The following is a 24,118-nucleotide window of genomic DNA, read 5'->3' as shown; positions in this document are numbered from 1 at the left end:
CGGCGGGCGGCGGGCGGCGGGCGGCGGGCGGCGTCAGGCCAATCGGACGACCGCCTGGGACCTGCCGAGGACCTTCTGGCCGCCGCACGTCGCGATCAGGTCGACCCGCACGGTGCGGTCGTCGAGCTTGGCGCCGACCTTGCCGGCGACCTCGACGAGCGCCCCCTTGTCGTCGTTCGGGACGACGACGGGCTTGGTGAAGCGGACGCCGTACTCCACGACCGCCCCGGGATCCCCGGTCCAGTCGGTGACGACGCGGATCGCCTCGGCCATGGTGAACATGCCGTGCGCGATCACGTCCGGCAGCCCGACCTCCTTGGCGAACTTCTCGTTCCAGTGGATCGGGTTGAAGTCCCCGGAGGCACCCGCGTACTGGACGAGAGTGGTACGGGTCACAGGGAAGGCGCGGCCCGGCAGTTCGGTGCCGACCTCGACGTCGTCGTAGGAGATCTTCGCCGTCATCGGTTCCTCACGCCTCCTCGGCCGCACGGGCCACCAGCTTCATCCAGGCGGTCACGACGTGCTCGCCCGCCGCGTCGTGCACCTCGCCGCGGATGTCCAGGATGTCGCTGCCGGCCATGGTCTTGACCGCCTCGATGGTCGAGGTCACGGTCAGGCGGTCACCGGCGCGCACGGGCCGCTGGTAGGCGAACTTCTGGTCGCCGTGCACCACGCGGCTGTAGTCGAGACCGAGCCGCGGGTCCTGGACGACCTCGCCGGCGGCCCGGTACGTGATCAGGAACACGAAGGTCGGCGGTGCGATCACGTCGGGGTGGCCGAGCGCCCGGGCGGCCTCGGGGTCCGTGTACGCCGGGTTGGCGTCACCCACCGCCTGGGCGAACTCGCGGATCTTCTCCCGGCCCACCTCGTAGGGGGCGGTGGGCGGATAGGAACGGCCCACGAAGGACTGGTCGAGCGCCATGGGCTCGGTACCTCCTGGTGTCAGCTGCGGTCGTGCGGAGGGATCCGGGGAGACGACGGGGAGCCGGAATCCACCGGAGCCGGAGAAGCGGCGGAGCTGGTGAAACAACGTGAGGCCGCCCCCATGGTGCGGGGGCGGCCTCACGTATGAGCCTGATTTATCGCGTTTCGCGGTGCGCGGTGTGCGCGTTGCAACGCGGGCAGTGCTTCTTCATCTCAAGACGATCCGGGTTGTTACGCCGGTTCTTCTTGGTGATGTAGTTCCGCTCCTTGCACTCCACGCAGGCCAGCGTGATCTTCGGGCGGACGTCGGTGGCAGCCACGTGAGTGCTCCTAAGACGAACGGATGGACTAATTCAACGCAAGAAAGAGTAGCCGATCGAAGGACCGACCCCGCAATCGGCTACTGTCAGTAGCGGTGACCGGACTTGAACCGGTGACACAGCGATTATGAGCCGCTTGCTCTACCGACTGAGCTACACCGCTTTGATGAGATCGGACCCCGCCTCGCGGCGGGAACCTCTCACACCAGAGCCCCAATACGGAATCGAACCGTAGACCTTCTCCTTACCATGGAGACGCTCTGCCGACTGAGCTATTGGGGCGAGCGATGAAGACATTACACGGTCCGCAGCCGTTCGCCCAAATCCGTTCCGCGGGCCCCGCCGCCCGTGTCCGGCACCCCCCGGCCAGGCGGCCACACCGGTACGACTATTGCGCTCCTCCCGCTTCCCGGCGGGCGGTCACCCTAGGCTCGACGCACTCTGCGTGATCTTGCGTGCCCCGGTGTGCGCACCGCGCGCCCCCTGTCCCGTGTTCACCTGTCGTACCTGGAGTGCGATGCCCCCCGGTCAGCCGCAGCCGCCCCACTCGTCGTCCTCCCCGGGACCCTCCGGCCGGCCGGACCCGGACACTCTGCTGCTGTGCGGAGCACGGCTCACCGACGGCCGGACCGTGGACGTACGGCTGTCCGGCGGCCGCATCGAGGCGGTGGGCACGGCCGGCAGCCTGGGCACGGCCGGCGGCCCCGCCGCCCGGCCCGGTGCGGCGGAGCGGGAGGGCGGACCCGGCCGGGGCGGCGGGCGCGGCGCGGTCGAGCCGCGCGGGGACCGGGCGCGCGAGGGCGCGGCGCGGGACGGCGGGGCCCGCGTGGACCTCAGCGGCTACCTGCTCCTGCCGGCCCCGGCCGAGCCCCACGCACACGCCGACACCGCCCTGACCGCCGACACCGACGGGCCCCTCTCCTACGACCCGGAGGACGTCCAGCGCCGGGCCACCGAGGCGGCGCTGCTCCAGCTCGGACACGGCGCCACCGCGCTGCGCGCGCACGTGCGCGTGGGTGACGTCCAGGGGCTGGGCGCCCTGACGGCGGTGCTGCGGGCGCGCCGTGCGCTGCGCGGGCTGGCCGAGCTGACGACGGTGGCGGTGCCGCGGGTGCTGACCGGTGCGGCCGGCGCGGACGGCCTGGCGGTACTGCGCGACGCGGTCAAGATGGGCGCCTGTGTCGTCGGCGGCTGCCCCGACGTCGACCCCGACCCCACCGGGTACGTGGAGGCCGTCCTCGAGGTGGCCTCCGAGCACGGCTGCCCGGTCGACCTGCACACCGACGGCACCGACCCGGCCCGCCTCGCCCGGATCGCGGTGATGGCGGGCGGACTGCGTCCCGGTGTGACGCTGAGCCCCTGCGGCGGCCTGGCCCGGCTGCCCGCCGAGGCGGCGGCCCGGACCGCGGACCAGCTGGCCGCGGCGGGCGTGACGGTGGTGTGCCTGCCGCAGGGCGGGTGCGCGGGCGCGGAGGGCCCGGGGACGGCTCCGGTACGGCTGCTGCGGGCGGCCGGGGTGCGGGTGGCCGCGGGCAGCGGCGCCCTGCGGGACGTGTCCAACCCGGTCGGCCGCGGTGACCCGCTGGAGGCGGCCTACCTGCTGGTCTCCCGGTACGGACTGCGTCCCGAGGACGCCTACGAGATGGTGAGCGCCTCCGCCCGGGCGGTGCTCGGTCTGCCCGAGGTCCGGGTGGAGGCCGGGTTCCCGGCCGAACTGCTCGCGGTGCGCGGTGACCGGCTCGCGGGGGCGCTGTCGCTCGCGTACAGCCGCATCGTGGTGCACCGGGGGCGCGTGGTGGCGCGTACCAGCGCGGTACGGGAGTTCTGCGACTCGGCGGCGTCCGTGGAACTGGGGCTGCCGCGGCAGGGGCGGGGAGAGTTGTCGTAGGGGCGCGGGACGCCGTCCGGGCCGGGCGGGGCGGCGGGGTGCCTGCGGGGAGGGCGTGGGGCGTCTGGGACGCATCCCGGGGGCGCGTTGCCGGGCCGTCCGGGGCACGTGTCCGGGAGGGTTCCCCCGGGCGCGGGGCCGGGGCGGGTGATCGCTGGTGCGCCGCCGGGGCGTGCCGAAGCCGTGGGGCGGATACGGCCGTCCGGGCGTACGGTCGGAGACATGCGCATTGTCATCGCTGGGGGTCATGGTCAGATCGCGCTGCGGCTGGAGCGGTTGCTCGCCGCGCGGGGGGACGAGGTCGTGGGCATCATCCGCCGCGCCGAGCAGGCCGGCGACCTGCGGGCGGCCGGCGCCGAACCGGTCGTGCTGGACCTGGAGACCTCCTCGGCCGAGGAGGTCGCGCAGCGGCTGCGGGGCGCGGACGCGGCGGTGTTCGCGGCGGGTGCGGGACCGGGCAGCGGCGCGGCCCGCAAGGACACGGTGGACAAGGGGGCGGCGGTGCTGTTCGCCGACGCGGCGGTCCGCGCGGGGGTACGGCGTCACGTGGTCGTGTCCTCGATGGGCGCGGACGCGCGCCACGAGGGCGACGACGTCTTCGACGTGTACCTGCGCGCCAAGGGCGAGGCGGACGACCACGTCCGCGCGCAGGACGGCCTCGACTGGACGATCCTGCGCCCGGGTTCACTGACGGACGGACCCGGCACCGGCCGGGTGCGGCTGGAGGCGCACACCGGCCGGGGGTCGGTGTCCCGCGACGACGTGGCCACGGTGCTGGCCGAACTGGTGGACACCCCGGCGACAGCGGGCCTGACCCTGGAACTGGTCGGCGGTTCGACCCCGGTGCCGGTGGCGGTGAAGTCGGTGGCCGGGAACTGAGCGCACGGACGGGGCGGGACGCGGCGCGCCCGCCGGCCGCTCAGAACAGGCTGAGCTGTCCGGGGAACTCGGGGACGGCGTATCCGTCCAGCGACGGCTGCACGGCCCCGAGTTGCGCGGGCCGGCGCGAGCCGGGGCACGAGGTCAGCTCACCGGTGCCGCGGGCCCCGGGCGGGTCGTGCCGCGCGAACCGCCCGGCGACGACAGCGATCTCCCGACGGCACACGGGGCAGGCTCTACGGCGCGAGGACGAGGACATGGGGCCAGTGTGCACCGGGGCACCGACAACGCCGGGGCAGCCGGGCGCGGCCACCGCTTCGCACGACCGCCCGGCATGCGCGCCGGACCCGTGACCTCACAGCTTGCCGAAGACCACTCCCCGCCAGGTCCAGCCCGACTCCAGGACGGTGTCGCGCAGCGGCTCACGCAACCGGGCGCTGTCGAAGCGGAAGGTCTCCGTGGCCTCCACACGGCCGTCGGCCCCACGTCCGATGGTCCACTGGCGGCTGACGGTCCGGCTCGGCCCGCGTGTGTACGCCGAGGTGACCTGGAGCCTCGTGGGAGAGCCGACCCGGCTCAGTTCCCACTGTTCCTCAAGAGCCCGGACCTCGTGCACCCGGTGGTCCAGCCGCATGCGGATCCGCACGGCATGGCTGATCTGAGACCGGACGAAGATCTGCTGCCATGCGGGCTCCCTCAACCGCCACTCCGCCAGCAGATCGCACTGCTCACCGCCGCCGTAGCGGACCACGAACGCGGCCTGCGGCCCGTTGAGGCCGAGCAGCGCCGCCCGCACCTCTTCCCCCGGCACGGCCGGTACCCCCTCCGGCGGGCGCTGAGTGCCCGTCAGCCTGTCGAAGAATCCCATGCCGGCAAGCTACGCCCGCACCACCGGAATCTTCACCCCGCGCTGCACCGGGCACCCGCCCGACAACGAAGAAACCCCCTCCCACCTGCCGTAAAGGCTGGTCGGAGGGGGTTTTCCCCAGTGTGGCGGCGCCAGGATTCGAACCTGGGAAGGCTGAGCCGGCAGATTTACAGCGGGCTCAGCTCACCCCCTGCAACCTGCGGCTTTCCGCTACCACCCTGGCGCTGGGGAACACCTGGGGGAACGGGTCCCAACCTGGCCCGCCGCGGTCGGGCTGGGTCGTGGCCTACTGGCGCCAGCGTTCGCGGTGGTGGCGGACGCACTCCAGGTCGATCGTGTGCCGGGGGTCGGTACGCAGAGGGCCGGCAGGCTGACCGCCGCGGATCACTGTGAGGTCGTCTTCGATCACGATGGCGCCGGCGTCGAGCATCACGTGGCAGTTCGGGCACAGGCAGAGGACGTTGCTAGTGGTGTCCGGGCCGTTGTGCGGGGCCCCGAGGGCTCGGATGTGAGCTCCCTCGCTGTAGCTACCGCCAGGGACCTCGATGCGCAGGTCGCAGATCTGACACCGGTTGTCGTGCCACTCCTTCACCTGCCGCTTCACGGCGCTGCTCCGAACGATGCGCTGCACGGTCGAGGTGATGCGCTCCGGAGTCTCGTTCCCCGCGACGCCCGCGGACTCCGACTCAGCAGGCGCGCTCGGGAGCTCCGGCTGCTGCGTCGCCTGCGGCGTGGGGGTGTCGTCATAGGCTTCAAGGCGGAACTGCCAGATCAGGAAGCCGTCGATGCCGAGCTTGCTGCCGTAGTTGGTGACCCGGTACAGACCGTCGTACCGATACCCAGATGCCGGGGCGTAGGGGGTGCCAGCCTGGTAGCCGCGCAGGACGCGGACAGGCAGTCCTTCGAGGTAGCTAGTCACGAGCGCTGCGTTGCCGGAGTCGTCCAAGGTCTGGTCGCTCACCTGGTTGCCGGCGCTGTCCTGGCCACCGTGGCCGGTGTAGACGATGACGTCTCCGTAGTCCTCATCGTCCTTGTAGCCGCCGGACACGACGATGGACTCGGCCCCGGTCTTCTTCGTCCCGCAGATGCCGGCCTGCAAGGGCCTATGCGCACCTGCCTCATGCGCCTGCCGGCGCGTGCTGAACTCCTGGCCCGCTTCAACGTTGGGTACGTCACCGATCATGGCCACAGCCTGACACGTAGCACTGACACTTCCCCAGCGGTTTGCATAGCCGCCGCCCCTGTGGGCCAGATGAACACCGGCACGTGCTGATCTGCCCGGCTGCCGGTCACCGTTCAGTTCGCCAGAGATGACCGCAGCCGACCTGGCGGAGGCAGTACAGCCACAACTGATCAACGGCGGCCGTGACCGGCGGCCGCCTAACCGATCAACGTTCTGACCTGCTGCTGAGCTGTCGGCACCTGTCGACGTTGGTCACCATTGAGCGCCCTTCCACGGCCCGAGGACGGCCCGGGAGGGCGCTCGTGCGTGAGAGTTGGGCTTGTCACCCATTGATGCCTGAACCCTCCCCATGCGGGCGACTGGCAGGATGATCGTCACACCGAGATTGGTCAAACATGCCCGACGCATGCGCTTGTTGGGGACAATGAGGCACATGCGTGTCTTCATCAAGGGGCTTGGAGCGTTTGCTCTGCTCGCGGCCCTTCTACTCGGCGGCCTCGAAGTCGTGGCGTTTTTTGCCCGCCGCATTGGGCGGCAGGTATTTCACGGAGTGAACCCCACTGTTTCGGCGGCTGCGGTCGCGGCCATGTCAACGGTGGTCGTGGCTGTGGCGACTCTAGTTATTGGTCGCTATTACGAGCGTCGAGCAGCAGTTGAAGCGGAGATTCGCTCCAGTAAGATTCCTATTTACAGTCGCCTCGTCGAGAGCTTGTTGCGCATGCTCCTGCGAGGCGACGCTGCCGCTGCCGGAGCTGACCAGTTCGCAGAGGAGATCCGCGAAATTACCCCTCAGCTCATCGCTTGGGCCTCGGACGACGTTCTGATCGAGTGGTCCCGATTCAAGCGCTCAATCTCGGCCGCCTCCACTGAATCAGAAACAGAGGCAGCGCTCTTCGGGCTCGAGAAACTTCTTATTGCCATTCGGCGAGACTATGGGCATAAAGGTCAGGCGGTCAAAGAGGGAGACCTTCTAGGCCTCTTTATTAACGACGCGCATGAGTTGCTGGAGCGGCGCCGCAGTCGGGAAAGGCGGCAACCCTCAGCCTGAGTTTCGATTAGGTGCGAAATGTGTGCCGCCGAGTTACGCATGCTTCGGCTTTCGTTAGTAAGGGTAGATGCAATGGATGCCGCCGACTGGATCGCTCTCTATGGTGCTGTCGTTGCCACCGGAGTAGCAGTGTTTCAGGTGGCCACTCACTTTCGGGATAATCCTAGAATTACTGTTACCGCAGCTTTCTCGTACTCGGCTAGCTCGGAAGATCGGCAGTCTGCAACTAGGGGCACGCTGCGTCAGGTAGAAAGGGATGGTGTCGTCCTGACTGAGGAGATGCTCATCTCATTCAATGTCGTCAACCACGGACGTCGAGCGGTCCAGATTTCCTCCGTCTACTGCGAAGAACTGCAAGACGCAGCATTTCGAACGTTTGAGCTTACCCCTACCCCCCTGCCAGTCACCCTGGAACCGCTTAGCTCAATTGAGATGAGCATCCAAAAAGAGGTGATCGACATGATGGATAGTGTTTATTCTGTTGGGGTGGTAGACGCTCTTGGGCGCAGGCATGAGATATCTCCGGATGACGTTATCGAGATCGCTCGTGTCAGTTGGAATAATCCGACACGTGTCGCTTGGTATCATCGTCGGGACTCTCCCGAGGCGACGCCAGTTCGGGCATTTCAAACGCAAGACAATGCTCGCTTGCATTCCAGAGCTGTCCACGCTGGACGACTTTCGCGTACGCCGAGGGCCATTGTTCGGCGAGATACCCCTCGGCCGCCCCAGATGCCGTAAGTCTCGTGACGAGGTCGGTGGAGCGGCTTTGGGCTGGAGCTGATTTGGCGCGAGTGATCATGGCCCATTACGCTAGCCAGCGGATCGGGCAGGTTTGTGAGCCTGCCCGTTAGTGCCCGATTTTGGGCCATGATCTTCGAGGCTCGCGCCAAATTGGCTGCCTAAAGCCGTGGAGCCGACCGACCCCAGCCACAGAGGGTTTTTCCGTCTTCGCCCGCATGCACGCAGCGCGCCGCCGGGCGCGGCCAGCCGGGGCGAAGACAGGAGGCAGGCCGCGCCGCAGAGGCGGCGCGCGCCCGCGCCGTGCGCGGGCCTTGATGAAGTAGAGAAATTTGTACCGCGCCGAGAACAAAACGGTTCAAAGGCCAATCGATACCCCGCGTGTCCGTGTACCTCTCGCTCCGGCGTGCGCGATGCCCCACGCCGACCACAGCGGGCCTCACAGAGTTTCTGTGGCGTCGTCACTTCCGCTCTACGGTGTCTGCCACGAGTCGACTGGTGAACCCGGCGTCGCGCAGGCGCTCAAACGCTGCGGCTACATCCTCGGGTACGAACTGCTCGATCATGAATCCCTGCTGTGGGTAGATCATGAGCCGCTGCTGCGCGCCGGCCAGCATGTCGATGACCAAGCGTGTGTCTCCGATCGAGTCGACGTAGTCAGCCAGGGTCATGGGTGTGGACGCGCTGACCCACTCGACTTCGGGCCACAGCTTGCGAGCGGTCGCGTAGGCCCGTCGTTCCTCGTACGGCTTGCTGACCAGCAGGACGGATGACACCGCGGCCCGGTGCTCTTCGAGCAATGCGCGAGAGAAACGGATGTTCTCTCCGGTGTTCCGGGCCTGGGGTTCGACCAGGATGGCATCGCCCGGCACCCCCAGTTCCAACGCCCGCTCGCGGTAGTGTTCAGCCTCGCCGCGCGGCATGCGGTCGCGTGTGGTGCGGCTGGTCGCCCCGGTAAAGACGATCAGCGGCATCATGCCCCGGTGGTAAAGATCAGAGGTTGTGTCCGCGACTCCGAGGTCATGACTGCCTAGCCCGATCGCGACAGAGCATGGGCGCAGTTCGTGCCCCATCTGCTGGAAGTCCCAGAGCCGCTGAGCGTCGGCCCATGCCTGTGCTGAGATCACGTGCTTTCGCCCTCTACTTTCGCTGAGTCGGGGACCTTGAAGTCGTATGTCCAGGCGAAGCGCGTCGCTGCGTGGACGCCGATGGCGAATTCCACCACGGTGCCGTCGGCCGTGTAGGTCGTCCGGTGCAGCTCCATCACCCATTCGCCCGGCGCGAGCTGGAGGAGCTGGACTTCGTCCGCTGTGGGGATACGCGCGAACAGTGTCTCCCGCATGTGGTCGATCTCGTATCCGGCGTCGTACAGGACACGGAAGCCACCGCCCCGGCCTGCGGGCCCCGGCGTCGGGTCGACAATGCGCGTTCCTTCTACGTGCTCGGGCCGGTAGTAGCTGGTCAGCGTGTGCGTCGGCTGTGAACCCTCCTTGACCACACGCGCGCGTGCGTAGACCTCAGCGCCTTCCGGCAGACCATGCGCCTGGGCGACGACGGCCGGCGCAGGGATGCGGCTGACGGTCTGGGTCTGTTCGTTCCGCCTGTAGGTGCGTCCGGACGCTACGCGGTCCGCGATGAACGCCACTTCATCGCCGTCCCGCCACCTGGCCTTGTCGTATCGCGCGATGCCGAGCCGCTTGAGCGGGGTCCGCTCGCGCACGATCGTGCCGTGTCCACGCGATGACGTGACCAGCCCTTCGGCTTCCAGCGCCTTGTATGCCGCATGGACCGTGGACTTCGAGCCTTCGCCCGCTTCCACCAGGTCTCTGATCTGCGGCAACTGGGCACCGGGCGCGTACTCGCCGTTCCTGATCTGGTCGGCCAATCGGTCCGCTAGCTCCCGCCACTTGGGCGCCATGCAGCACTCCTCTCGACACCGACCAGTGAAACACAGTCCCAGGACTGTTGACAGTCCTGGGACTGTGAGCCATTGTTTTACTCAACAGCCCGCAGTCCCAGGACAGCGAGCCCGGAGTGTCCCTGTTGGGCTGCTCCCATGCCGCCCAGAGGGCTCCGTGAAACGAGCTCAAAGGAAGCGCAAGCACCTTGAGAACTTCACACAGGGAACTGCCGGTAACCCGTGGTCCGCCTGCCCGAAGGGGTCGGAAACAAGGCGGAGAAGACCGGCGTGCCCCGTACGGCAGCCTGACCGGTTCGAGACCGGTCCGGGGCACTTCGGCCGCTACGCAGCGGCCATACCGCGCCTGATGCGCGGCTTCACTCACAACGGCGCGCGGCCCCGGGTGGCTAGACCCGGGGCCGCTGTTCGGGCCGTTGCCACCTGCAAGGGAGATCACGACCCAATGACTCACATCGTCACTGTTCAGGACGCTGTTACCGCGTTCGCTCCGTGGATGGAGCCGACGGACGCGGAACTGGCCGCGATCGAGCGTGAGATGCCCGTCATCCTGGCGGACGTCGAGCTGCTGGACGCGCACATCGTCACGCTGGACCGCACCCCGACCGAGCTGGACGCCCGCCGAATCCGCCGGGCCCGCCGCCGGGCGCTGGCCGCGCGGGTCGCGCTGGTCAACCGCGCCACCTCGGGGGAGGCGGCGTGATGGCCCGCTTCACCCTCACCTCCTTCGACCGGTACCGCATCGCCGCGGCCCGCGAGACGCTGGCCGCCGCCGCGGCCGTGAACCTGCTGGACGGGACCGCCATGGCCCGCATCATCGGCCGGCTGGAGACCTCCCTGAAGGACCTGGTCGACCTGGTCGACGGACAGGCGGCCGAGCCGGTTGCCTCCCGGTGCCCGGCCGCCCACCCGGAGGACCCCACGCCGTGCAGCGGACCGGTCGTCGTGACCGTGCTGGACAGCACGAACGCCGGCGCGGACGGCTGCGAGCACCACGCCGTCAGCCTGCTCGCGTCGGTCGCCGGGGCCCGGCCGGTTCCCAAGCCGGACGCCCCCGCCGGACTGGCCGTGCGGCTCTTCCGCGCCGCCCAGCACACCCGCCCCTACCCCTGGCGGGAGGCGCAGTCGTGAGGGCGAAGACCGTACTTCCCGCCGTCGCGATGACGGCCGTCTCGATGGTCCTCACGTTGGCCGTGGTCGTGATGTGGCTCGGTGGGGCCGTGCCGTGGCCCGTCGCGCTGGTGGTCGGGCTCGGGATCGACGGGGGGTGGCTGGCCACCCTCGCCTACGAACGCCGGCTCGCCGCGCAGGGCGACCACAACCGTGCGGTGACCGCGGTCGGCTGGTGCTTCGGGCTCCTCGCCGCCGGCGTGCTGGTCGCTCACGCGCTGACCACCGAAGGATCTGCCGCCGCGTGGCTGGCCGTGGCGTGGCTGCCGGTGGCCGCGAAAGCCTTGTGGTTGGTGCACGGGCTGTGGGAGCGGACCGCGCTGACCCCGGCCGCGCTGGACGCGATCCGCGGCATCGGGCAGGAAGCCCGGGACGAAGCGGCCGTGGCCCGCGCCCGGCTGCGGGCCGAAGCCACCACCGAGGAGACGCGGCTGACGGCCGTGACGGCAGCCGGCGCACGCGTCGCACACGTCCAGGCACAGACCGCCGAACGGCTGTCCAAGGCGTGGTCGACGCTGGAGACGGCCCGCAAGGGCGAGGGGACCGGCAGGGCCCTGACCAGCGTGACGACCCCCGTCACGCCCGGCGTCACGGCCCGCTGGGAACTCCCGGTGTGGGGGCCCACCGAGCCCGTTCCGGCGCTGGAGAGCGCGCCCGCGCTCACCGATAACGAGCTGGACGCGCTGGTCGACCAGATCCGCCACAGCCAGACACCCGCCCTGTCCTACCGCGAGATGGCCACCCGCTTCCGCGCCGCCGGCCACTCCGCATCCGAAGTCCGCCTCCGCGCCGCCTGGAAGCGGGTGGCGGCATGAGCACTGCTGTCACATCTGCGGTGAAGTCGTTCAGCTTCGGCGGCGGCTGGCAGTCCACGGCCGCCCTGGTTCTCGCGGCCCAGGGCCAGCTGGACTACCGCACGTTCCTAATGGCCAACGTTGGGGACGACTCCGAGCACCCCGGCACTCTCGCCTACCTGCGCCAGTACGCCATCCCCTACGCCCAAGAGCACGGCATTGAGCTGGTCGTCCTGGACCGCGTGATGAAGCGGTCCGGGGAGGTCCGCACCCTGTACCAGGACCTGACCCGGGAGGGATCACGGTCGCTGAAGATCCCCGTGCGCATGTCGAACGGGGCCCCCGGGACCCGCTCCTGCACGGCCCAGTTCAAAATCAAGGTCATCGCCGACGAACTCAAACGCCGCGGCGCCACCAAGGACGCACCGGCCACCGTCGGCATCGGCATCAGCCTGGACGAAATCCAGCGCGCGAACAACCGGCGCTGCGAGCCCCACGAGCGCATCGAGTATCCGCTGCTGGAACGCGGAATCCGGCGCATCGACTGCGCCCGCATCATCCGCGCCGCGGGCCTGCCGGTGCCACCGAAGTCGTCGTGCTGGTTCTGCCCGTTCCACCGGCCCGAGACGTGGCACGACATGCGCCGCAGTGAGCCGGAGCTGTTCGAGAAGGCGTGCCAGCTCGAAGAACTCCTCAACCGGCGCCGTGACGAACTCGGCAAGGACCACGTCTGGCTGACCCGGTTCAACCGGCCCCTGCGGGCCGCGATCCCGGACGGCGTCGACACCCTCCCGTTCGACGAATGGGACTCCGGCTGCGACTCCGGCTGGTGCATGACCTAGTGGGCCCCGCCCTGATGTGGGCTACTCATCCCCACCTTGTTCGGAACCTGCGTGCCCTGCCACGACACCACCTGACCTGAGAGGACACCGATGGCTTACCGCTTCATCAACCCTGGAGGCGACTCCGCGAGGCTGACCGCCGAGGCGGTCATCCTGCACGCCGGTACCGACCGTGCCGAGCCCGCCGTAGCCGTGCGGATCACCGCCGGCGCACGGAGCCGGTTGATCTATGTCCGCCTCGACCGGCTTGAGGAGCTGGTGGCCGGCATCAGGGACACCGCCCGACAGGCCGCCGCCGACTTCCGCCAGAGCCAGAGGAGCGTCTGACATGGGCAAGCCCGACACCCGCCGCCTGGACCGTGCGATCCGGGAGACGACCCGCAAGCTGGAAGCGGTGCGGCAGAAGGAGTTGTGGCCGCTGGATGGCCGCGAGCGCCGCGCCATCCTGGCCGCCATGGCCGGCGGCTCGGTCTCGGTGCTGCGGGGCCGTAGCACCGACCGCGCCGACCGCCGCCTGGAGACGGCCTGGACCTGCGCCGAGACCCGGCTCATCGCGGAGATCACCGCGCTGCAGACGGAGCGGCAGCGGATCGTGAACGAGGCCGCCGCCGCCAAGTCCGCCAAGAAGTCCTCCGGCTGGTGGTAGCCGTGCCGCAGCAGACGCCGCCGGGTGAGTGCCCGCAGTGCTGGCAGCACGCCCACGACCGGAGCATTCACCGCAAGCTCAAGCCGCGCGAGGACTGCCCCGAGTGCGTGGACCACATGCGCAACGGCCACCCCGACCTCGTCCCCGGCAAGCGGTCTGGCTGGTGGTGACCACATCCCACCGCGCCGCCGGCCGTGCCGCGTGACCTGCGCGGCTGCACGTCTCGACCGCCCGGGGCCGCCGCTGGCGCCCCGGGCCCTCATCTTCCGCCCCCTGCCCGGGGGCAGTCAGGAGTGCGTCCGTCATGAGCGGCACCGTCGTTCACCTGCACAAGAACCCCGACCCGCCCGAGGAATCCCCTCGCCCCGACCTGACCCTCGTCCCCGACCAGCCCGCCCCGCCGGCCGCGCCGCCCGTGCCGTTGTGGCTGCGCTCCGGGCGCGCTGTCCGCACGGCCCTCAAGCACGAGAACACCCGCACCGCCGCCCGCCTGGTGGCCCGGCACTCCCTCTACGTCGCCGGCGGGGCCCGGATCGTCGCACGCCGGACGTGGGACGGCCGCACGGCTGCCCGCTATGAACGCATGCTGCGTGCGGCGGAAGCCGCCGGGAACTACGAGGCAGCGGCCGAGTGGGAGGAGCGCGGGCAGCGCTACCGCGAGGCCCGCCACCGCCGCCGCATGGACCTGCTGCACTCCCCGCTCGCCGCGGCCAAGGGCGCCGCCGTCGGCACCGGCGCCGGTATCGGGGGCCTGGTCCTGCTCGGCATCGCCATGGCGGTGGCCACCAAGCACCCGGCCGACGCCATCACCCCGCTCATGGCGGTCATCGAGTTCATCAACCTGATGATCACGATCGTCCGCGTCGTGTGGGGGCCGCTTATCTCGGTCGGCCCGTTCCTGGCCCTGCTCGCCCTGTGGGCCGTCGGCAGCAAGCAGCAGGCCGCACCCCAGTGGGCCCTGCCCGCCAACGTCCGGTCCGGGGAGGGGGAGCCGATCACGCCGTCCATCGTGGTCAAGGCCCTGCGCGACCTCGGCGTCCCGGCCCTGCGCAACGCCATCAAGGAGATGGGCGACGCCGGCGCGGCCATGCTCGGACCCATCCGCATCGCCGGATGCGGCGTGGAAGTCGACGTGACGCTTCCCTCGGGTGTGGCGACGAACGAGGTGCAGGGACGGCGGCGCAAGCTCGCGGAGAACCTGACCCGGCACGAGCACGAGGTGTTCATCACGATCCCGGAAGCCGCCCGCACGGTCCGGCTGTGGATCGCGGACAGTGGGGCGCTGGACGAGCCGATCGGGCCGTCCCCGCTGGTCACCGACGAAACGCTGACCGCGAACTACAAGACCGGCCGCGCCCCCTGGGGGCAGGACCTGCGCGGCGACGCTGCCGCTCTGAGCCTGTATCAGCGGCACCTGCTGGTCACGGGCCTGTCCAACCAGGGCAAGACCGCCGCCCTGCGCGCCCTGGCCCTGTGGCTGGCTCTGGACCGCTCCGTGCAGTTCTGGATCGCGGACCTGAAGGGCATCGGGGACTGGGCCATGTTCGACGGCATCGCCCAAGTGCTGATCGAGGGCCCCTCCGATGACCACGTCATCCAGGCGACCGAGATGGTCGAGGACGCGGTCGAGGAGATGAACCGGCGGATCGAGGAACGACGCCAGAACCCGGCCGCCGTGTTCCCGCCGCTCATCGTCCTGGTGGACGAGGCACAGTTGGCGTTCATGTGCCCGGTCGTCGGGGACGACAAGCGGCCCTACGGCGGCTCCAAGGCCACCTCCCGGTACTTCATGGCCGTCCGCAAGATCCACAACCAGGGGCGTGCGGTCGACGTGCTGATGTGGCAGGGCACACAGGACCCCACCGACCAGAACCTCCCCAAGCTGGTCCGCGAGGGCGCCCACACCCGCGCCTCCCTCGTCGTGGGCACCGAATCCCAGTCCCGGATGGCACTGGGCGACAAGGCCGTCAACGGTGGCGCGGCCCCGCACCTGCTGCGCCAGGGGCTCGACAAGGGGACTCTGGTCGTCGCCTCGGACGGCATCGCGATTCCCGCCGGGCAGGCGTCCATCACCGTGCGCACGCACTTCATCGACGACGAACCCGCCGCCGAGATCGCTGCCCGGGCCAAGGCCCTGCGCGACGGCGTCACCACCCTGCGCGTCATCGACGAGACCGAGGAACGCGACGCGCTCGCAGACGTCGCCACCGTCATCGGTGACGCGCCGCGGCTGCGGACCAACGAAGTCCTCAAGCGGCTGCACTCCCTGGCCCCGCAGGTCTACGGCGATCAGTGGACCAACGACCGGCTCAAGAGCCTGCTGGAGGAGCACGGCGAGGAGCCGAAGAAGTCCCACGGCGTCATGGTCATCCACCGCGACCACGTCCTGCGCGCCCTCGCCAACCGCGACGCGGACGGTTCCGCTTCCGCCGCCGAGTAGCGGGGAGGCGCCGCCGTCCGGTCCGGGGAGGCGGGGAGAACTCCCCAACCCCCTCCCCAGGCCGCCTCCCCCGCGTTGATCAGCGAAAACACCGTTTCGGGGAGGCGGGGAGGCACCCCAGCTCAGGGCCCTGAAACCCCCTCCAGAAGCCTCCCGGCAGGGTGCCCCCCTGCCTCCCCCGACCCGTACCGGAAGGGATTCCGCATGCACCCCGAACCCGCACCGCACCCGCCCGCCATCCGGGCCGCACAGGTCCACCAGCCGGCCCCGTTCCCGCCCGCCGCCACCGCGCCGGCGCCGCTCGTTCCGCTCCAGCCGGACCAGGTCCCGGCGGTGGCGAGCATCGTCCTGCCCGACGGGCGGATCGTCACCGGCTACGCCGTCCACCCCGCCCAGCCCGAGCCGGTGGCGATGAAGCCAGCCGTGTCCCGCGCGGCCGTGAACATCGCCCTCGGCGGCATCGGGTTCGCCGCGGTGTGCGGAGGGCTGTTCCTGCTGACCGCGTTCATCGCCGCCCTCACCGCGTTCATCACCCAGCTCATCATCCTGGCCGCCGTCATCTTCGGCGGCTTCATCGCCGTACAGGTCCTCGGCGCGAGCGGCCACCGGGGCGCGACCACGGTCAACATCCGCAAGGCCGTGATCAAGCGCAACCACTTCCACGGCTGACCGGAGACGGGACGCATGTCCGGGCTCCACTGGCACGCCTACGCCTACAACGGCAGGGAACTGCCACCCGACAAGGACCGCCGAGACCCCGACTGCCCCGTCCCCCCACTGGACATCGCGCACTGGCTGCTCAAGCCCGCCCGGCTCCTGGCCGCCACCTACCCCGCCCCCGACACCGACCAGAGCGCCTACGGATGGCTGCGGACGGAACTGGACGCCTTCCCGCGCGGTCCCCGGGACCTGCCACCGACCGCCCAACTCGCCCACGCTCGTGACTGCCTCAATCGCTCCACAGACGTGGTGTGGGGCTACTGGTCAGCCACCGGGCTCTACATCTCACGGGCCCTGATCACCTGCCCACGCACCGACACCCCGTGCCCCCACGGCGCTACGGGAACACCCCACCAGCACAGCACCAGCACACCAAGGGCGGCCCCCGATTCCGCCAAGAACACCGGGGCCGCCCTTGTCCACCTGCCAACCACTTGACCTGTGGAGGTCTCCAGCATGACCCAACCCACCCCCATCCGGCGAGTACCCGACCACCAGCCACGCTTACTGGATCTCTTCTCCTGCGCCGGCGGCACCGGGACCGGGTACGAGCGCACCGCGCTTGCCCTGGCCGCCTGCCGGGTCCCGGTCCTGCCGCTGCGGGTGGGTAAGGTCCCGTTCGGGAACTGCCGCCGCTGCGCGGGCAACGCGTGCGGCGGCCGGCCGAACATGAAGACCCCCGGACCGTGCTCGTGCCCCGGCCCCTGCCACGGCTGGGCCGCCGCCACCACGGACCCGGACGTCATCGCCTCTGGTGTGTGGCGGCGCGCGTGGATGCGTGCGAGCGCGGTCGCCTACCACCCGGGCGGGGCGGGGCTGACGGTCGTGGACCTGGACGACGTCGACGCGGTCAACTGGGCCCGCGAGAACCTGCCGGCCACGCAGACCGTGCCCACGACCCGCGGTGAGCACTGGATCTACCTCGGCCGCATGCAGTCCGCGAACCGCGTGCGTCCCGGCGTGGACATCAAATCCACCATGGCCTACGCCCGCTATCTCGGCCCCGGCACCGGCACCATGACCGCCCTACCGGACACCGTCCGCGCCCTGGTCGTCAAGGCGCCCGCCCCGGCCCGCCCGGCGCCGCGTGCCGTCGCCGTGCCCGCACAGGGCGGGGGCGGGCAGTGCCCACACCGCACGCCCGCCTACCTCGCCCGTGGGATCGCCATGGCGGAGCAGCGCATCACCGAGGCGTCCAGCGCTGTGCACGCGACCGTGTACCGCACGTTCCTGGCGGTGCTGTCCACGCACGGCCGGTGCGGCTGCCTCACCGATACCCACGTCGGACGGCTGTTCGCCGCCGCGCAGGCCAAGGGTGAGTCCCCGCGGCACTGCACGGACGCGTGGGCCAACGCCCGCACCGCATTGGGGTTGTGACCATGTCCGACGAGGAGAAGAACCCGGCCCGCGAGGTCATCACCGACTACGCGCAGTCCCACTTCCGGTACTTCCGCACCGCCGACGGCACCGTGTACGCGCAGCGCAACGGCCACCCCGTGGCCCGCCCGATCCGCTCCCAGGGCACCACGGGAAGCCACCGCCAGGAACTCATGGTCGGACTTTTCCGCGACGGGGTCGGCGTGTTCAACGGCACCGCCATGAAAGAGGCACTGGACCTGATCGAAGCGCTCGCGATGACCGGGGACGTGCAGCCCGTCCACATCCGTGTCGCCCCCGGATTCGACGGGGCGACCTGGCTGGACCTGGGCCGCGCCGACGGGCAGTCCGTCCGTATCCACCCCACCGGCTGGGACATCGCCATCCCGGACCCGCAGGAAGTCTGCTGGCGGCGCACCCAGCTCACCGGGGAGCTGCCCCTGCCGGTGAAGAACACGGACGGCAAGGGCATCGACCTACTGATGCGGCTGTGCAACTTCGCCACCGCCGAGACCGAGTGCCTGGCTATTGCCTGGCTGATCGGCTGCCTCGGACCGTCCGTGCCCGTGCCCGCCCCGTTCCTTACCGGACCGCAGGGCGCGGGCAAGTCCACCGGCGGCCGGATGCTCGTGCGGATCATCGAGGGCATGACCGGTGATCTGCGCCGGGCGCCGAAGGATGAGGAGAACCTGATCACGGCGGTGGCGGCCGGATGGGTCACCGCCCTGGACAACCTCTCCCACCTGACCCCGGAACTGTCCGATGCGATGTGCTGCATCGTGACCGGCGCGGAGAACGTCAAGCGCGCGCTGTTCACCGATGGGGACGTCTTCCGCGTCGGCTACCGCCGGCCGCTGCTGCTGACTGGCATCGACGTCGGTGTCCTCCGGGGCGACCTCGCCGAACGGTTGCTGCCGCTGCGGCTGGAACGCCCCCGCGTGAGGCGCACCGAGACGGAACTGTGGTCCGACTTCGCCGAGGCGCTGCCGGTCATCCTCGGCTCGCTTCTGGACCTCACGGTGCAGGTCCGGGCGGCTGAGGCGGACACTCCGACCGACCTGCGGATGGCCGACTTCGCCCACCTGTGCGCCCAGTTGGACGCGGCCACCGGTCTGGGAGCGCTGGCCGCGTACCGGGCCAGTCTGGACGACCTCAACGACGACGTCATTGAGGGCGACCTGTTGGCGCAGACCACGATCAAGCACGCCGCCGGCATGGAACCGGGGACCGAGCAGCGGATGACGTCCGCCGAATGGCTGCACGCCCTCACGGCCCTCTACACGGGCGAGGAGTGCCGCCCCCTGCCTAAAGGGTGGCCGACGACCGGCAAGGTGCTCTCAGACCGCCTCAAGCGCCTTCAGCCCACCCTCGCGGCCCGGAGCGTCCTCATCGACTGGGGACGCACCAAGTCGTCCCGCTACATCGAGATCGCGCGACCGCCCGCCGACCCGACCGCGCACGAGCAGCAACCGGCGTTCTAACCGGCGCCGCCCGCCCAGACAAGCAAGAAGAGCACCCGGCGGCGCGTGCTCCTCTTGCTGTTCGGCGGCAGAGCCGCCCTGCAATGGACGCGCCGCGAAGCGGCCCCTTCTTCACGCCTTGAGCCGCACCACCACAACAGACACCACCCCCTCCCTTGTCCGAAGTAGGAAGACGCTGCGTCACCTGCGTCACCCGCACCCCGAAAACGGCCGGCGACCAGCCCGAAAACGGGTGACGCAGACGGCCGATCTCTGCGTCACCCCGCGTCACCTGCGTCACCCGATGACGAAGGTCTGCGTCACCCGGTGACGCGCGCCCACAGTCCTGCGTCACCCCGAAACCGCAGGTCAAGGACCCGAATGACGCAGATGACGCAGATGACGCAGAAATCCGAACCTCGGACACACACCGAAGCAGCGAGGAGTAGCAACGATGGCCCGCCCCAAGATGCTCAAGCTCCCCGAAGTCCTGGAAGAGATCGACATGAGCCGCGCCGCCTTCTACCGCATGCGCGCCCGCGGCAAGGCCCCCAAGCTCATCAAGCTCCCCAACGGACAGCTCCGCTGCCGCCGCAGCGACCTTGACGCCTGGTGGTCGGCCATGGAAGAGACCGCCGCCTGACCGCCTCCCGCATCAAACCCGTGAGGGCCCGCCAACCGGTGGGCCCTCTTTGGAGTACGCATGGCATTGACCTACGACATCCGCGTCTACTCGCTCGAAGTGCGCAAAGACCGCCCGAAGCCTTTCCGCGTCCGGTGGCTGGTCGGGGAGCGGAAGCACTCGAAGAGCTACAAGCTGAAGGTGCAGGCTGACGGCCGACGCTCAGAGATCATGGCTGCTGTCCGACGCGGTGAGCAGTTCGACGAGGAGACCGGCCTTCCCGTCTCCGAACTGCGGGCAAAGCAGGGCTCCATTACCTGGTACGACCACACCCGCTCATACATCGAGCGCAAGTGGGCGAAGGCGCCGGCGAAGTCCCGGAAGAACTACGCCGACGCGTTGGCCACGATCACGCCCGCGCTCGTGAAGACGAAGGCCGGGATGCCGGACGCGGCGCTGCTGCGGCGTGCACTGTACGGGTGGGCCTACAACCGCAACCGGTGGGACCAGACACCGCCGGACGACATTGGCCAAGCTCTCCGCTGGGTGGCCAAGCACTCCATGCCGGTATCGGCCCTGGAGGACCCCGCGACGGTCCGTCTGGCCCTCGACGCCCTGTCCCTGAAGATGGACGGGAAGACGGCCGCGCCTCGCACTGCCAAACGGAAGCGTGCCTGTCTGAGCGACGTACTCGGACTCGCCGTGGAAGAACACCTCTTCACCATTCCGGTGAATCCCCTGACCGCAGTGAAGTGGACGGCACCGAAAGCCGTGGAAGAGGTCGACCCTGAGAGCGTCGCCAACCCTCGACAGGTACGGGCCCTGTTGGCAGGGGTACGCGAGCAGGGGGTACGGGGGCAGCAGCTCGAAGCGTTCTTCGGATGCCTGTACTACGCGGCCATGCGGCCGGCGGAAGCCGCCGCGCTCCGCTCCACTCAGTGCCACCTGCCCGACAAGGGGTGGGGCACTCTCACCCTTCGTCAGGGAGTCGTCCGGGCCGGACGGAACTGGACGGACGACGGGACGGCCCACGAAACCCGTCACCTCAAGGCCCGCGCCGTGAAGGACTCGCGCCCGGTGCCGATCCCTCCCCACTTCGTGCGCATGCTCCGGCAGCACCTCGCAGCGCACGGCACGGCCCCTGACGGCCGGCTGTTCCGGACCGCCCGCGGGGGCCTTCTGCAAGAGACCGGCTATGGGGAGGTGTGGGCCAAAGCCCGTGCGAACGTCCTGACCGAGGCCGAGACGACATCTCTACTCGCCCGCCGCCCATATGATCTACGCCACGCTGGCGTCTCCTTCTGGCTCAGCTCGGGAGTGGACGCGATGGAGTGCGCCCGCCGCGCCGGCCACAGCATCGCGGTGCTGCACAGGGTGTACGCCAAGGTCTTGGACCAGACCCGCGAGCGGGCGAACAACCGGATCGATGCGGCGCTGCGCGAGTGGAACGAGCCCGAGTGACCGCGCTTCCCCCGGGGGACACCTGGGGGACACGCCCTGATCAGAGGTGGGATTCAGGCGGTACAGGGTGAGACAGCCCGCCCGAATCGGCCCCTGAATCGAACAGCGGTCGGCAACGAAGAGACCCCCTCCGACCTGCCGTGAAGGCTGGTCGGAGGGGGTCTTCCCCAGTGTGGCGGCGCCAGGATTCGAACCTGGGAAGGCTGAGCCGGCAGATTTACAGTCTGCTCCCTTTGGCCGCTCGGGCACACCGCCGGGGTTTGCTGCCGTTCGAACTGCCTTTCGGCGGTGCTCTCCGGCAACGACGTAAACAATACCCGATCCGCAGGGGTGCTTCGCCACCCGATTGCTCGGCGTCGCCGGGGCGGGAGGTGACTAGGCTGGGGCGGATGCGGACCCGGACCCCACGGCCGGGCGCGGCGGCTGCCCCCACACCCGCCGGCACGCACATGCAACGCACTCCGACACATCCCGACACACCCCGATACAAGGAGCCACAGGACATGGCCGACTCCAGTTTCGACATCGTCTCGAAGGTCGAGCGGCAGGAGGTCGACAACGCCCTCAACCAGGCCGCCAAGGAGATCTCGCAGCGCTACGACTTCAAGGGCGTGGGTGCTTCGATCTCGTGGTCCGGAGAGAAGATCCTCATGGAGGCCGACTCCGAGGAGCGGGTGAAGGCGGTCCTCGACGTCTTCCAGTCCAAGCTGATCAAGCGCGGCATCTCGCTGAAGGCCCTGGACGCGGGCGAGCCGCAGCTGTCCGGCAAGGAGTACAAGCTCTTCGCCTCCATCCAGGAGGGCATCTCCCAGGAGAACGCCAAGAAGGTGGCCAAGCTCATCCGTGACGAGGGCCCCAAGGGCGTCAAGGCCCAGGTCCAGGGCGACGAGCTGCGGGTCAGTTCCAAGAGCCGGGACGACCTGCAGGCCGTGATCGCGCTGCTGAAGGGCCAGGACTTCGACTTCGCGCTGCAGTTCGTCAACTACCGGTAGGACCGGCATGCCGGAAGGGCGGGCACCGCCTCGGTGCCCACCCTTCCGCGTTTCCGCGCCGGTGTGCGCCGTCCCCCGGGCGGCGCTTGGCGCCCGATCAGTCGCGCGAGTTGCCGAAGAGGATGCGGTAGGCGATCAGCAGGACGAGCGAGCCGCCGATCGCCGCCGCCCAGGTGGCGCCGTCGTAGAAGTGCTTGGAGATCGGGTGGTCCAGCCAGCGCGCCGAGATCCAGCCGCCGATGAAGGCGCCGGCGATGCCGATGAGGGTCGTGCCGATGAAGCCGCCGGGGTCGCGGCCCGGCAGCAGGAACTTCGCGATGGCCCCGGCCAGCAGCCCCAGGATGATCCAGCTGATGACGCCCATGTCCTGAACCCGCCTTTCCCGGCGACCCGTGGTCGTCGCCCGTGTGTGCCACACGCGTGTTCGCACCCGTGTCGTCCAGGAGGACGCCGCGGGGCCTGCCTGCGGTTGCATCGGCCCGCGGGGTCTCCGGGCCGTGACACGCGGCGGCTCAGCGGGTGGCGAAGGGCTCGTCCGTCCGGACGATCTCGCGGCCCAGCGGCAGCAGCGAGACCGGGATGAGTTTGAAGTTCGCGACGCCGAACGGGATGCCGATGATCGTGACGCAGAGCATGACGCCCGTCACGATGTGGGCGAGCGCCAGCCACCAGCCCGCCAGCACGAGCCACAGCACGTTGCCGATGCAGGACGGGGCGCCCGCGTCGCGGCGCTCGACCGTGGTGTACCCGAAGGGCCACAGGGCGTAGACGCCTATGCGGAACGCCGCGATGCCGAACGGGATGCCGATCACGGTGATGCACAGGAGCACGCCCGCGAAGAGGTAGCCGAGGAACAGCCAGAAGCCGCTCAGCACCAGCCAGATGACGTTCAGGATTGTCTTCACTGTCCGCGACCTGCCATCTGTTCGAGTCGGGCGATGCGCTCCGCCATGGGCGGGTGCGTGGAGAACATCTTCGACAGCCCCTGGCCCGGGCGGAAGGGGTTCGCGATCATCATGTGGCTCGCGGTCTCGATGCGGGGCTCCGGGGGCAGCGGGAGCTGCTGGGTGCCCGTCTCCAGCTTGCGCAGGGCTCCGGCGAGGGCGAGCGGGTCACCGGTGAGGCGCGCGCCGGACGCGTCGGCCTCGTACTCGCGGGAGCGGCTGATGGCCAGCTGGATGAGGCTGGCCGCGAGCGGGCCGAGGATCATGATCAGGAGCATGCCGAAGATGCCCGGGCCCTCGTCGTCGTCGGACCGGCCCACCGGGACCAGCCAGGCGAAGTTGACCAGGAACATGATCACGGAGGCGAGGGCGCCGGCGACCGAGGAGATCAGGATGTCGCGATTGTAGACGTGGCTCAGCTCGTGGCCGATGACACCGCGCAGTTCGCGCTCGTCCAGGAGGCGCAGGATGCCTTCCGTGCAGCACACCGCGGCGTTGCGCGGGTTGCGGCCGGTCGCGAAGGCGTTGGGTGCCTCCGTCGGGGAGATGTACAGGCGGGGCATCGGCTGGCGCGCCTGGGTGGAGAGGTCGCGGACCATCCGGTACAGGGCCGGGGCCTCGAACTCGCTGACCGGGCGGGCGCGCATGGCGCGCAGGGCCAGCTTGTCGCTGTTCCAGTACGCGTAGGCGTTGGTGCCGAGGGCGACGAGGACCGCGACGATCAGGCCGGTGCGGCCGAAGAGACTGCCGATGACGATGATGAGTGCGGACAGTCCCCCGAGGAGTACTGCGGTCCTGAGCCCGTTGTGCCGGCGGTGCACGGTACGCCCTCCAAGTGGTGCGGCAGGGGAACCCTTCGCTTGCTGCTGTTCGGTCCACCG

At 69.7% G+C, this 24,118-nt stretch carries 29 protein-coding genes and 3 tRNA genes; 18 read left to right on the top strand and 14 right to left on the bottom strand.

Annotated elements, in window-relative coordinates; genetic code table 11:
* Positions 1-33: 33 nt before the first annotated feature.
* From IG64_RS34160 to IG64_RS34140, 5 genes are all read right to left on the bottom strand, one after another.
* On the bottom strand, positions 34-462 hold the full coding sequence (locus tag IG64_RS34160) for a MaoC family dehydratase (RefSeq protein ID WP_037863551.1): 429 nt from the start codon (positions 460-462) through the stop codon (positions 34-36).
* 7 nt (positions 463-469) lie between these two features.
* Positions 470-922, bottom strand: coding sequence for a MaoC family dehydratase N-terminal domain-containing protein (locus IG64_RS34155; protein WP_037863549.1), 453 nt, complete (start codon positions 920-922; stop codon positions 470-472).
* Between the two features lie 157 nt (positions 923-1,079).
* On the bottom strand, positions 1,080-1,244 hold the full coding sequence (gene rpmG / locus IG64_RS34150; protein WP_003948671.1) for a 50S ribosomal protein L33: 165 nt from the start codon (positions 1,242-1,244) through the stop codon (positions 1,080-1,082).
* A gap of 90 nt (positions 1,245-1,334) precedes the next feature.
* Positions 1,335-1,407, bottom strand: a tRNA-Met gene (locus IG64_RS34145).
* A gap of 46 nt (positions 1,408-1,453) precedes the next feature.
* Positions 1,454-1,526 (bottom strand) — tRNA-Thr (locus tag IG64_RS34140).
* Between the two features lie 235 nt (positions 1,527-1,761).
* Here IG64_RS34140 and IG64_RS34135 point away from each other — a divergent pair.
* Positions 1,762-3,132: an amidohydrolase family protein gene (locus tag IG64_RS34135; RefSeq protein WP_037863546.1), complete on the top strand. Its 1,371-nt coding sequence runs from the start codon at positions 1,762-1,764 to the stop codon at positions 3,130-3,132.
* Between the two features lie 222 nt (positions 3,133-3,354).
* The gene (locus IG64_RS34130; RefSeq protein WP_037863544.1) at positions 3,355-4,011 is read left to right on the top strand and encodes an SDR family oxidoreductase; all 657 of its coding nucleotides are present in this window, start codon (positions 3,355-3,357) and stop codon (positions 4,009-4,011) included.
* Positions 4,012-4,051: 40 nt separating this feature from the next.
* On the opposite strand, the gene IG64_RS34125 is transcribed toward IG64_RS34130, so the two are convergent.
* The 3 genes from IG64_RS34125 to IG64_RS34115 form a co-directional block, all read right to left on the bottom strand.
* Positions 4,052-4,270, bottom strand: coding sequence for a hypothetical protein (locus IG64_RS34125; protein ID WP_037863542.1), 219 nt, complete (start codon positions 4,268-4,270; stop codon positions 4,052-4,054).
* 96 nt (positions 4,271-4,366) lie between these two features.
* Entirely contained in the window at positions 4,367-4,879 is a 513-nt protein-coding gene (locus IG64_RS34120) for a hypothetical protein (RefSeq protein ID WP_037863538.1), read from the bottom strand.
* A gap of 286 nt (positions 4,880-5,165) precedes the next feature.
* Positions 5,166-6,062: a YDG/SRA domain-containing protein gene (locus IG64_RS34115; protein WP_037863571.1), complete on the bottom strand. Its 897-nt coding sequence runs from the start codon at positions 6,060-6,062 to the stop codon at positions 5,166-5,168.
* Positions 6,063-6,495: 433 nt separating this feature from the next.
* On the opposite strand from IG64_RS34115, the gene IG64_RS39680 reads away from it, so the two are divergent.
* Entirely contained in the window at positions 6,496-7,110 is a 615-nt protein-coding gene (locus IG64_RS39680) for a hypothetical protein (RefSeq protein ID WP_158771720.1), read from the top strand.
* 1,202 nt (positions 7,111-8,312) lie between these two features.
* On the opposite strand, the gene IG64_RS34105 is transcribed toward IG64_RS39680, so the two are convergent.
* Positions 8,313-8,978, bottom strand: coding sequence for a YdcF family protein (locus IG64_RS34105; protein ID WP_037863535.1), 666 nt, complete (start codon positions 8,976-8,978; stop codon positions 8,313-8,315).
* Positions 8,975-9,769, bottom strand: a complete 795-nt coding sequence (locus IG64_RS34100) for a GntR family transcriptional regulator (protein WP_037863532.1) — start codon at positions 9,767-9,769, stop codon at positions 8,975-8,977. Before IG64_RS34100 ends, IG64_RS34105 begins: the two co-directional genes overlap by 4 nt.
* A 445-nt stretch (positions 9,770-10,214) precedes the next feature.
* Between IG64_RS34100 and IG64_RS34095 the strand changes: the two genes are divergently transcribed.
* The 14 genes from IG64_RS34095 (at position 10,215) to IG64_RS34035 (ending at position 21,301) form a co-directional block, all read left to right on the top strand.
* Entirely contained in the window at positions 10,215-10,472 is a 258-nt protein-coding gene (locus IG64_RS34095) for a DUF6284 family protein (RefSeq protein WP_037863530.1), read from the top strand.
* Positions 10,472-10,900, top strand: coding sequence for a hypothetical protein (locus IG64_RS34090; protein ID WP_037863528.1), 429 nt, complete (start codon positions 10,472-10,474; stop codon positions 10,898-10,900). The genes IG64_RS34095 and IG64_RS34090 overlap by 1 nt, the downstream gene beginning before the upstream one ends.
* Entirely contained in the window at positions 10,897-11,754 is an 858-nt protein-coding gene (locus IG64_RS34085) for a hypothetical protein (protein ID WP_037863526.1), read from the top strand. Before IG64_RS34090 ends, IG64_RS34085 begins: the two co-directional genes overlap by 4 nt.
* Entirely contained in the window at positions 11,751-12,575 is an 825-nt protein-coding gene (locus tag IG64_RS34080) for a phosphoadenosine phosphosulfate reductase (RefSeq protein WP_107474435.1), read from the top strand. The genes IG64_RS34085 and IG64_RS34080 overlap by 4 nt, the downstream gene beginning before the upstream one ends.
* Positions 12,576-12,665: 90 nt before the next feature.
* On the top strand, positions 12,666-12,902 hold the full coding sequence (locus IG64_RS34075) for a hypothetical protein (protein ID WP_037863523.1): 237 nt from the start codon (positions 12,666-12,668) through the stop codon (positions 12,900-12,902).
* 1 nt (position 12,903) lies between these two features.
* On the top strand, positions 12,904-13,221 hold the full coding sequence (locus IG64_RS34070; protein WP_037863522.1) for a hypothetical protein: 318 nt from the start codon (positions 12,904-12,906) through the stop codon (positions 13,219-13,221).
* On the top strand, positions 13,215-13,391 hold the full coding sequence (locus IG64_RS39675) for a pRL2-8 (protein ID WP_078884378.1): 177 nt from the start codon (positions 13,215-13,217) through the stop codon (positions 13,389-13,391). Before IG64_RS34070 ends, IG64_RS39675 begins: the two co-directional genes overlap by 7 nt.
* 134 nt (positions 13,392-13,525) lie before the next feature.
* Positions 13,526-15,661, top strand: coding sequence for an FtsK/SpoIIIE domain-containing protein (locus IG64_RS34065; protein WP_037863521.1), 2,136 nt, complete (start codon positions 13,526-13,528; stop codon positions 15,659-15,661).
* 204 nt (positions 15,662-15,865) lie between these two features.
* A complete protein-coding gene (locus IG64_RS34060) occupies positions 15,866-16,330 on the top strand; it encodes a hypothetical protein (RefSeq protein ID WP_037863520.1) in 465 nt (154 codons plus the stop codon).
* 15 nt (positions 16,331-16,345) lie between these two features.
* Positions 16,346-16,819 (top strand): hypothetical protein, encoded by a 474-nt coding sequence (locus IG64_RS34055; RefSeq protein ID WP_037863519.1) that lies wholly within the window; start codon positions 16,346-16,348, stop codon positions 16,817-16,819.
* 18 nt (positions 16,820-16,837) lie between these two features.
* Positions 16,838-17,758, top strand: coding sequence for a bifunctional DNA primase/polymerase (locus IG64_RS34050; protein WP_037863518.1), 921 nt, complete (start codon positions 16,838-16,840; stop codon positions 17,756-17,758).
* Between the two features lie 2 nt (positions 17,759-17,760).
* Positions 17,761-19,239: a hypothetical protein gene (locus IG64_RS34045; protein WP_037863567.1), complete on the top strand. Its 1,479-nt coding sequence runs from the start codon at positions 17,761-17,763 to the stop codon at positions 19,237-19,239.
* Positions 19,240-19,672: 433 nt separating this feature from the next.
* Positions 19,673-19,861: a helix-turn-helix transcriptional regulator gene (locus IG64_RS34040; RefSeq protein ID WP_037863516.1), complete on the top strand. Its 189-nt coding sequence runs from the start codon at positions 19,673-19,675 to the stop codon at positions 19,859-19,861.
* 60 nt (positions 19,862-19,921) lie between these two features.
* The gene (locus IG64_RS34035) at positions 19,922-21,301 is read left to right on the top strand and encodes a tyrosine-type recombinase/integrase (RefSeq protein ID WP_037863512.1); all 1,380 of its coding nucleotides are present in this window, start codon (positions 19,922-19,924) and stop codon (positions 21,299-21,301) included.
* Between the two features lie 173 nt (positions 21,302-21,474).
* Here IG64_RS34035 and IG64_RS34030 read toward each other — a convergent pair.
* A tRNA-Tyr gene (locus IG64_RS34030) sits at positions 21,475-21,556 on the bottom strand.
* A gap of 248 nt (positions 21,557-21,804) precedes the next feature.
* Between IG64_RS34030 and IG64_RS34025 the strand changes: the two genes are divergently transcribed.
* Positions 21,805-22,293, top strand: a complete 489-nt coding sequence (locus IG64_RS34025) for a YajQ family cyclic di-GMP-binding protein (protein ID WP_037863511.1) — start codon at positions 21,805-21,807, stop codon at positions 22,291-22,293.
* Positions 22,294-22,390: 97 nt separating this feature from the next.
* Here the strand turns inward: IG64_RS34025 and IG64_RS34020 are convergent, their stop codons facing one another.
* The 3 genes from IG64_RS34020 to htpX form a co-directional block, all read right to left on the bottom strand.
* Positions 22,391-22,657, bottom strand: a complete 267-nt coding sequence (locus tag IG64_RS34020; protein ID WP_037863508.1) for a GlsB/YeaQ/YmgE family stress response membrane protein — start codon at positions 22,655-22,657, stop codon at positions 22,391-22,393.
* A gap of 148 nt (positions 22,658-22,805) precedes the next feature.
* Positions 22,806-23,198, bottom strand: a complete 393-nt coding sequence (locus IG64_RS34015; protein WP_037863506.1) for a YccF domain-containing protein — start codon at positions 23,196-23,198, stop codon at positions 22,806-22,808.
* Positions 23,195-24,058 (bottom strand): zinc metalloprotease HtpX, encoded by an 864-nt coding sequence (gene htpX, locus IG64_RS34010; protein ID WP_037863505.1) that lies wholly within the window; start codon positions 24,056-24,058, stop codon positions 23,195-23,197. The genes IG64_RS34015 and htpX overlap by 4 nt, the downstream gene beginning before the upstream one ends.
* Positions 24,059-24,118: the final 60 nt, after the last annotated feature.

Source organism: Streptomyces sp. NRRL S-340 (assembly GCF_000720185.1).
Classification (GTDB): Bacteria; Actinomycetota; Actinomycetes; order Streptomycetales; family Streptomycetaceae; genus Streptomyces.
This window is presented reverse-complemented; position numbering and strand designations above follow the sequence as displayed.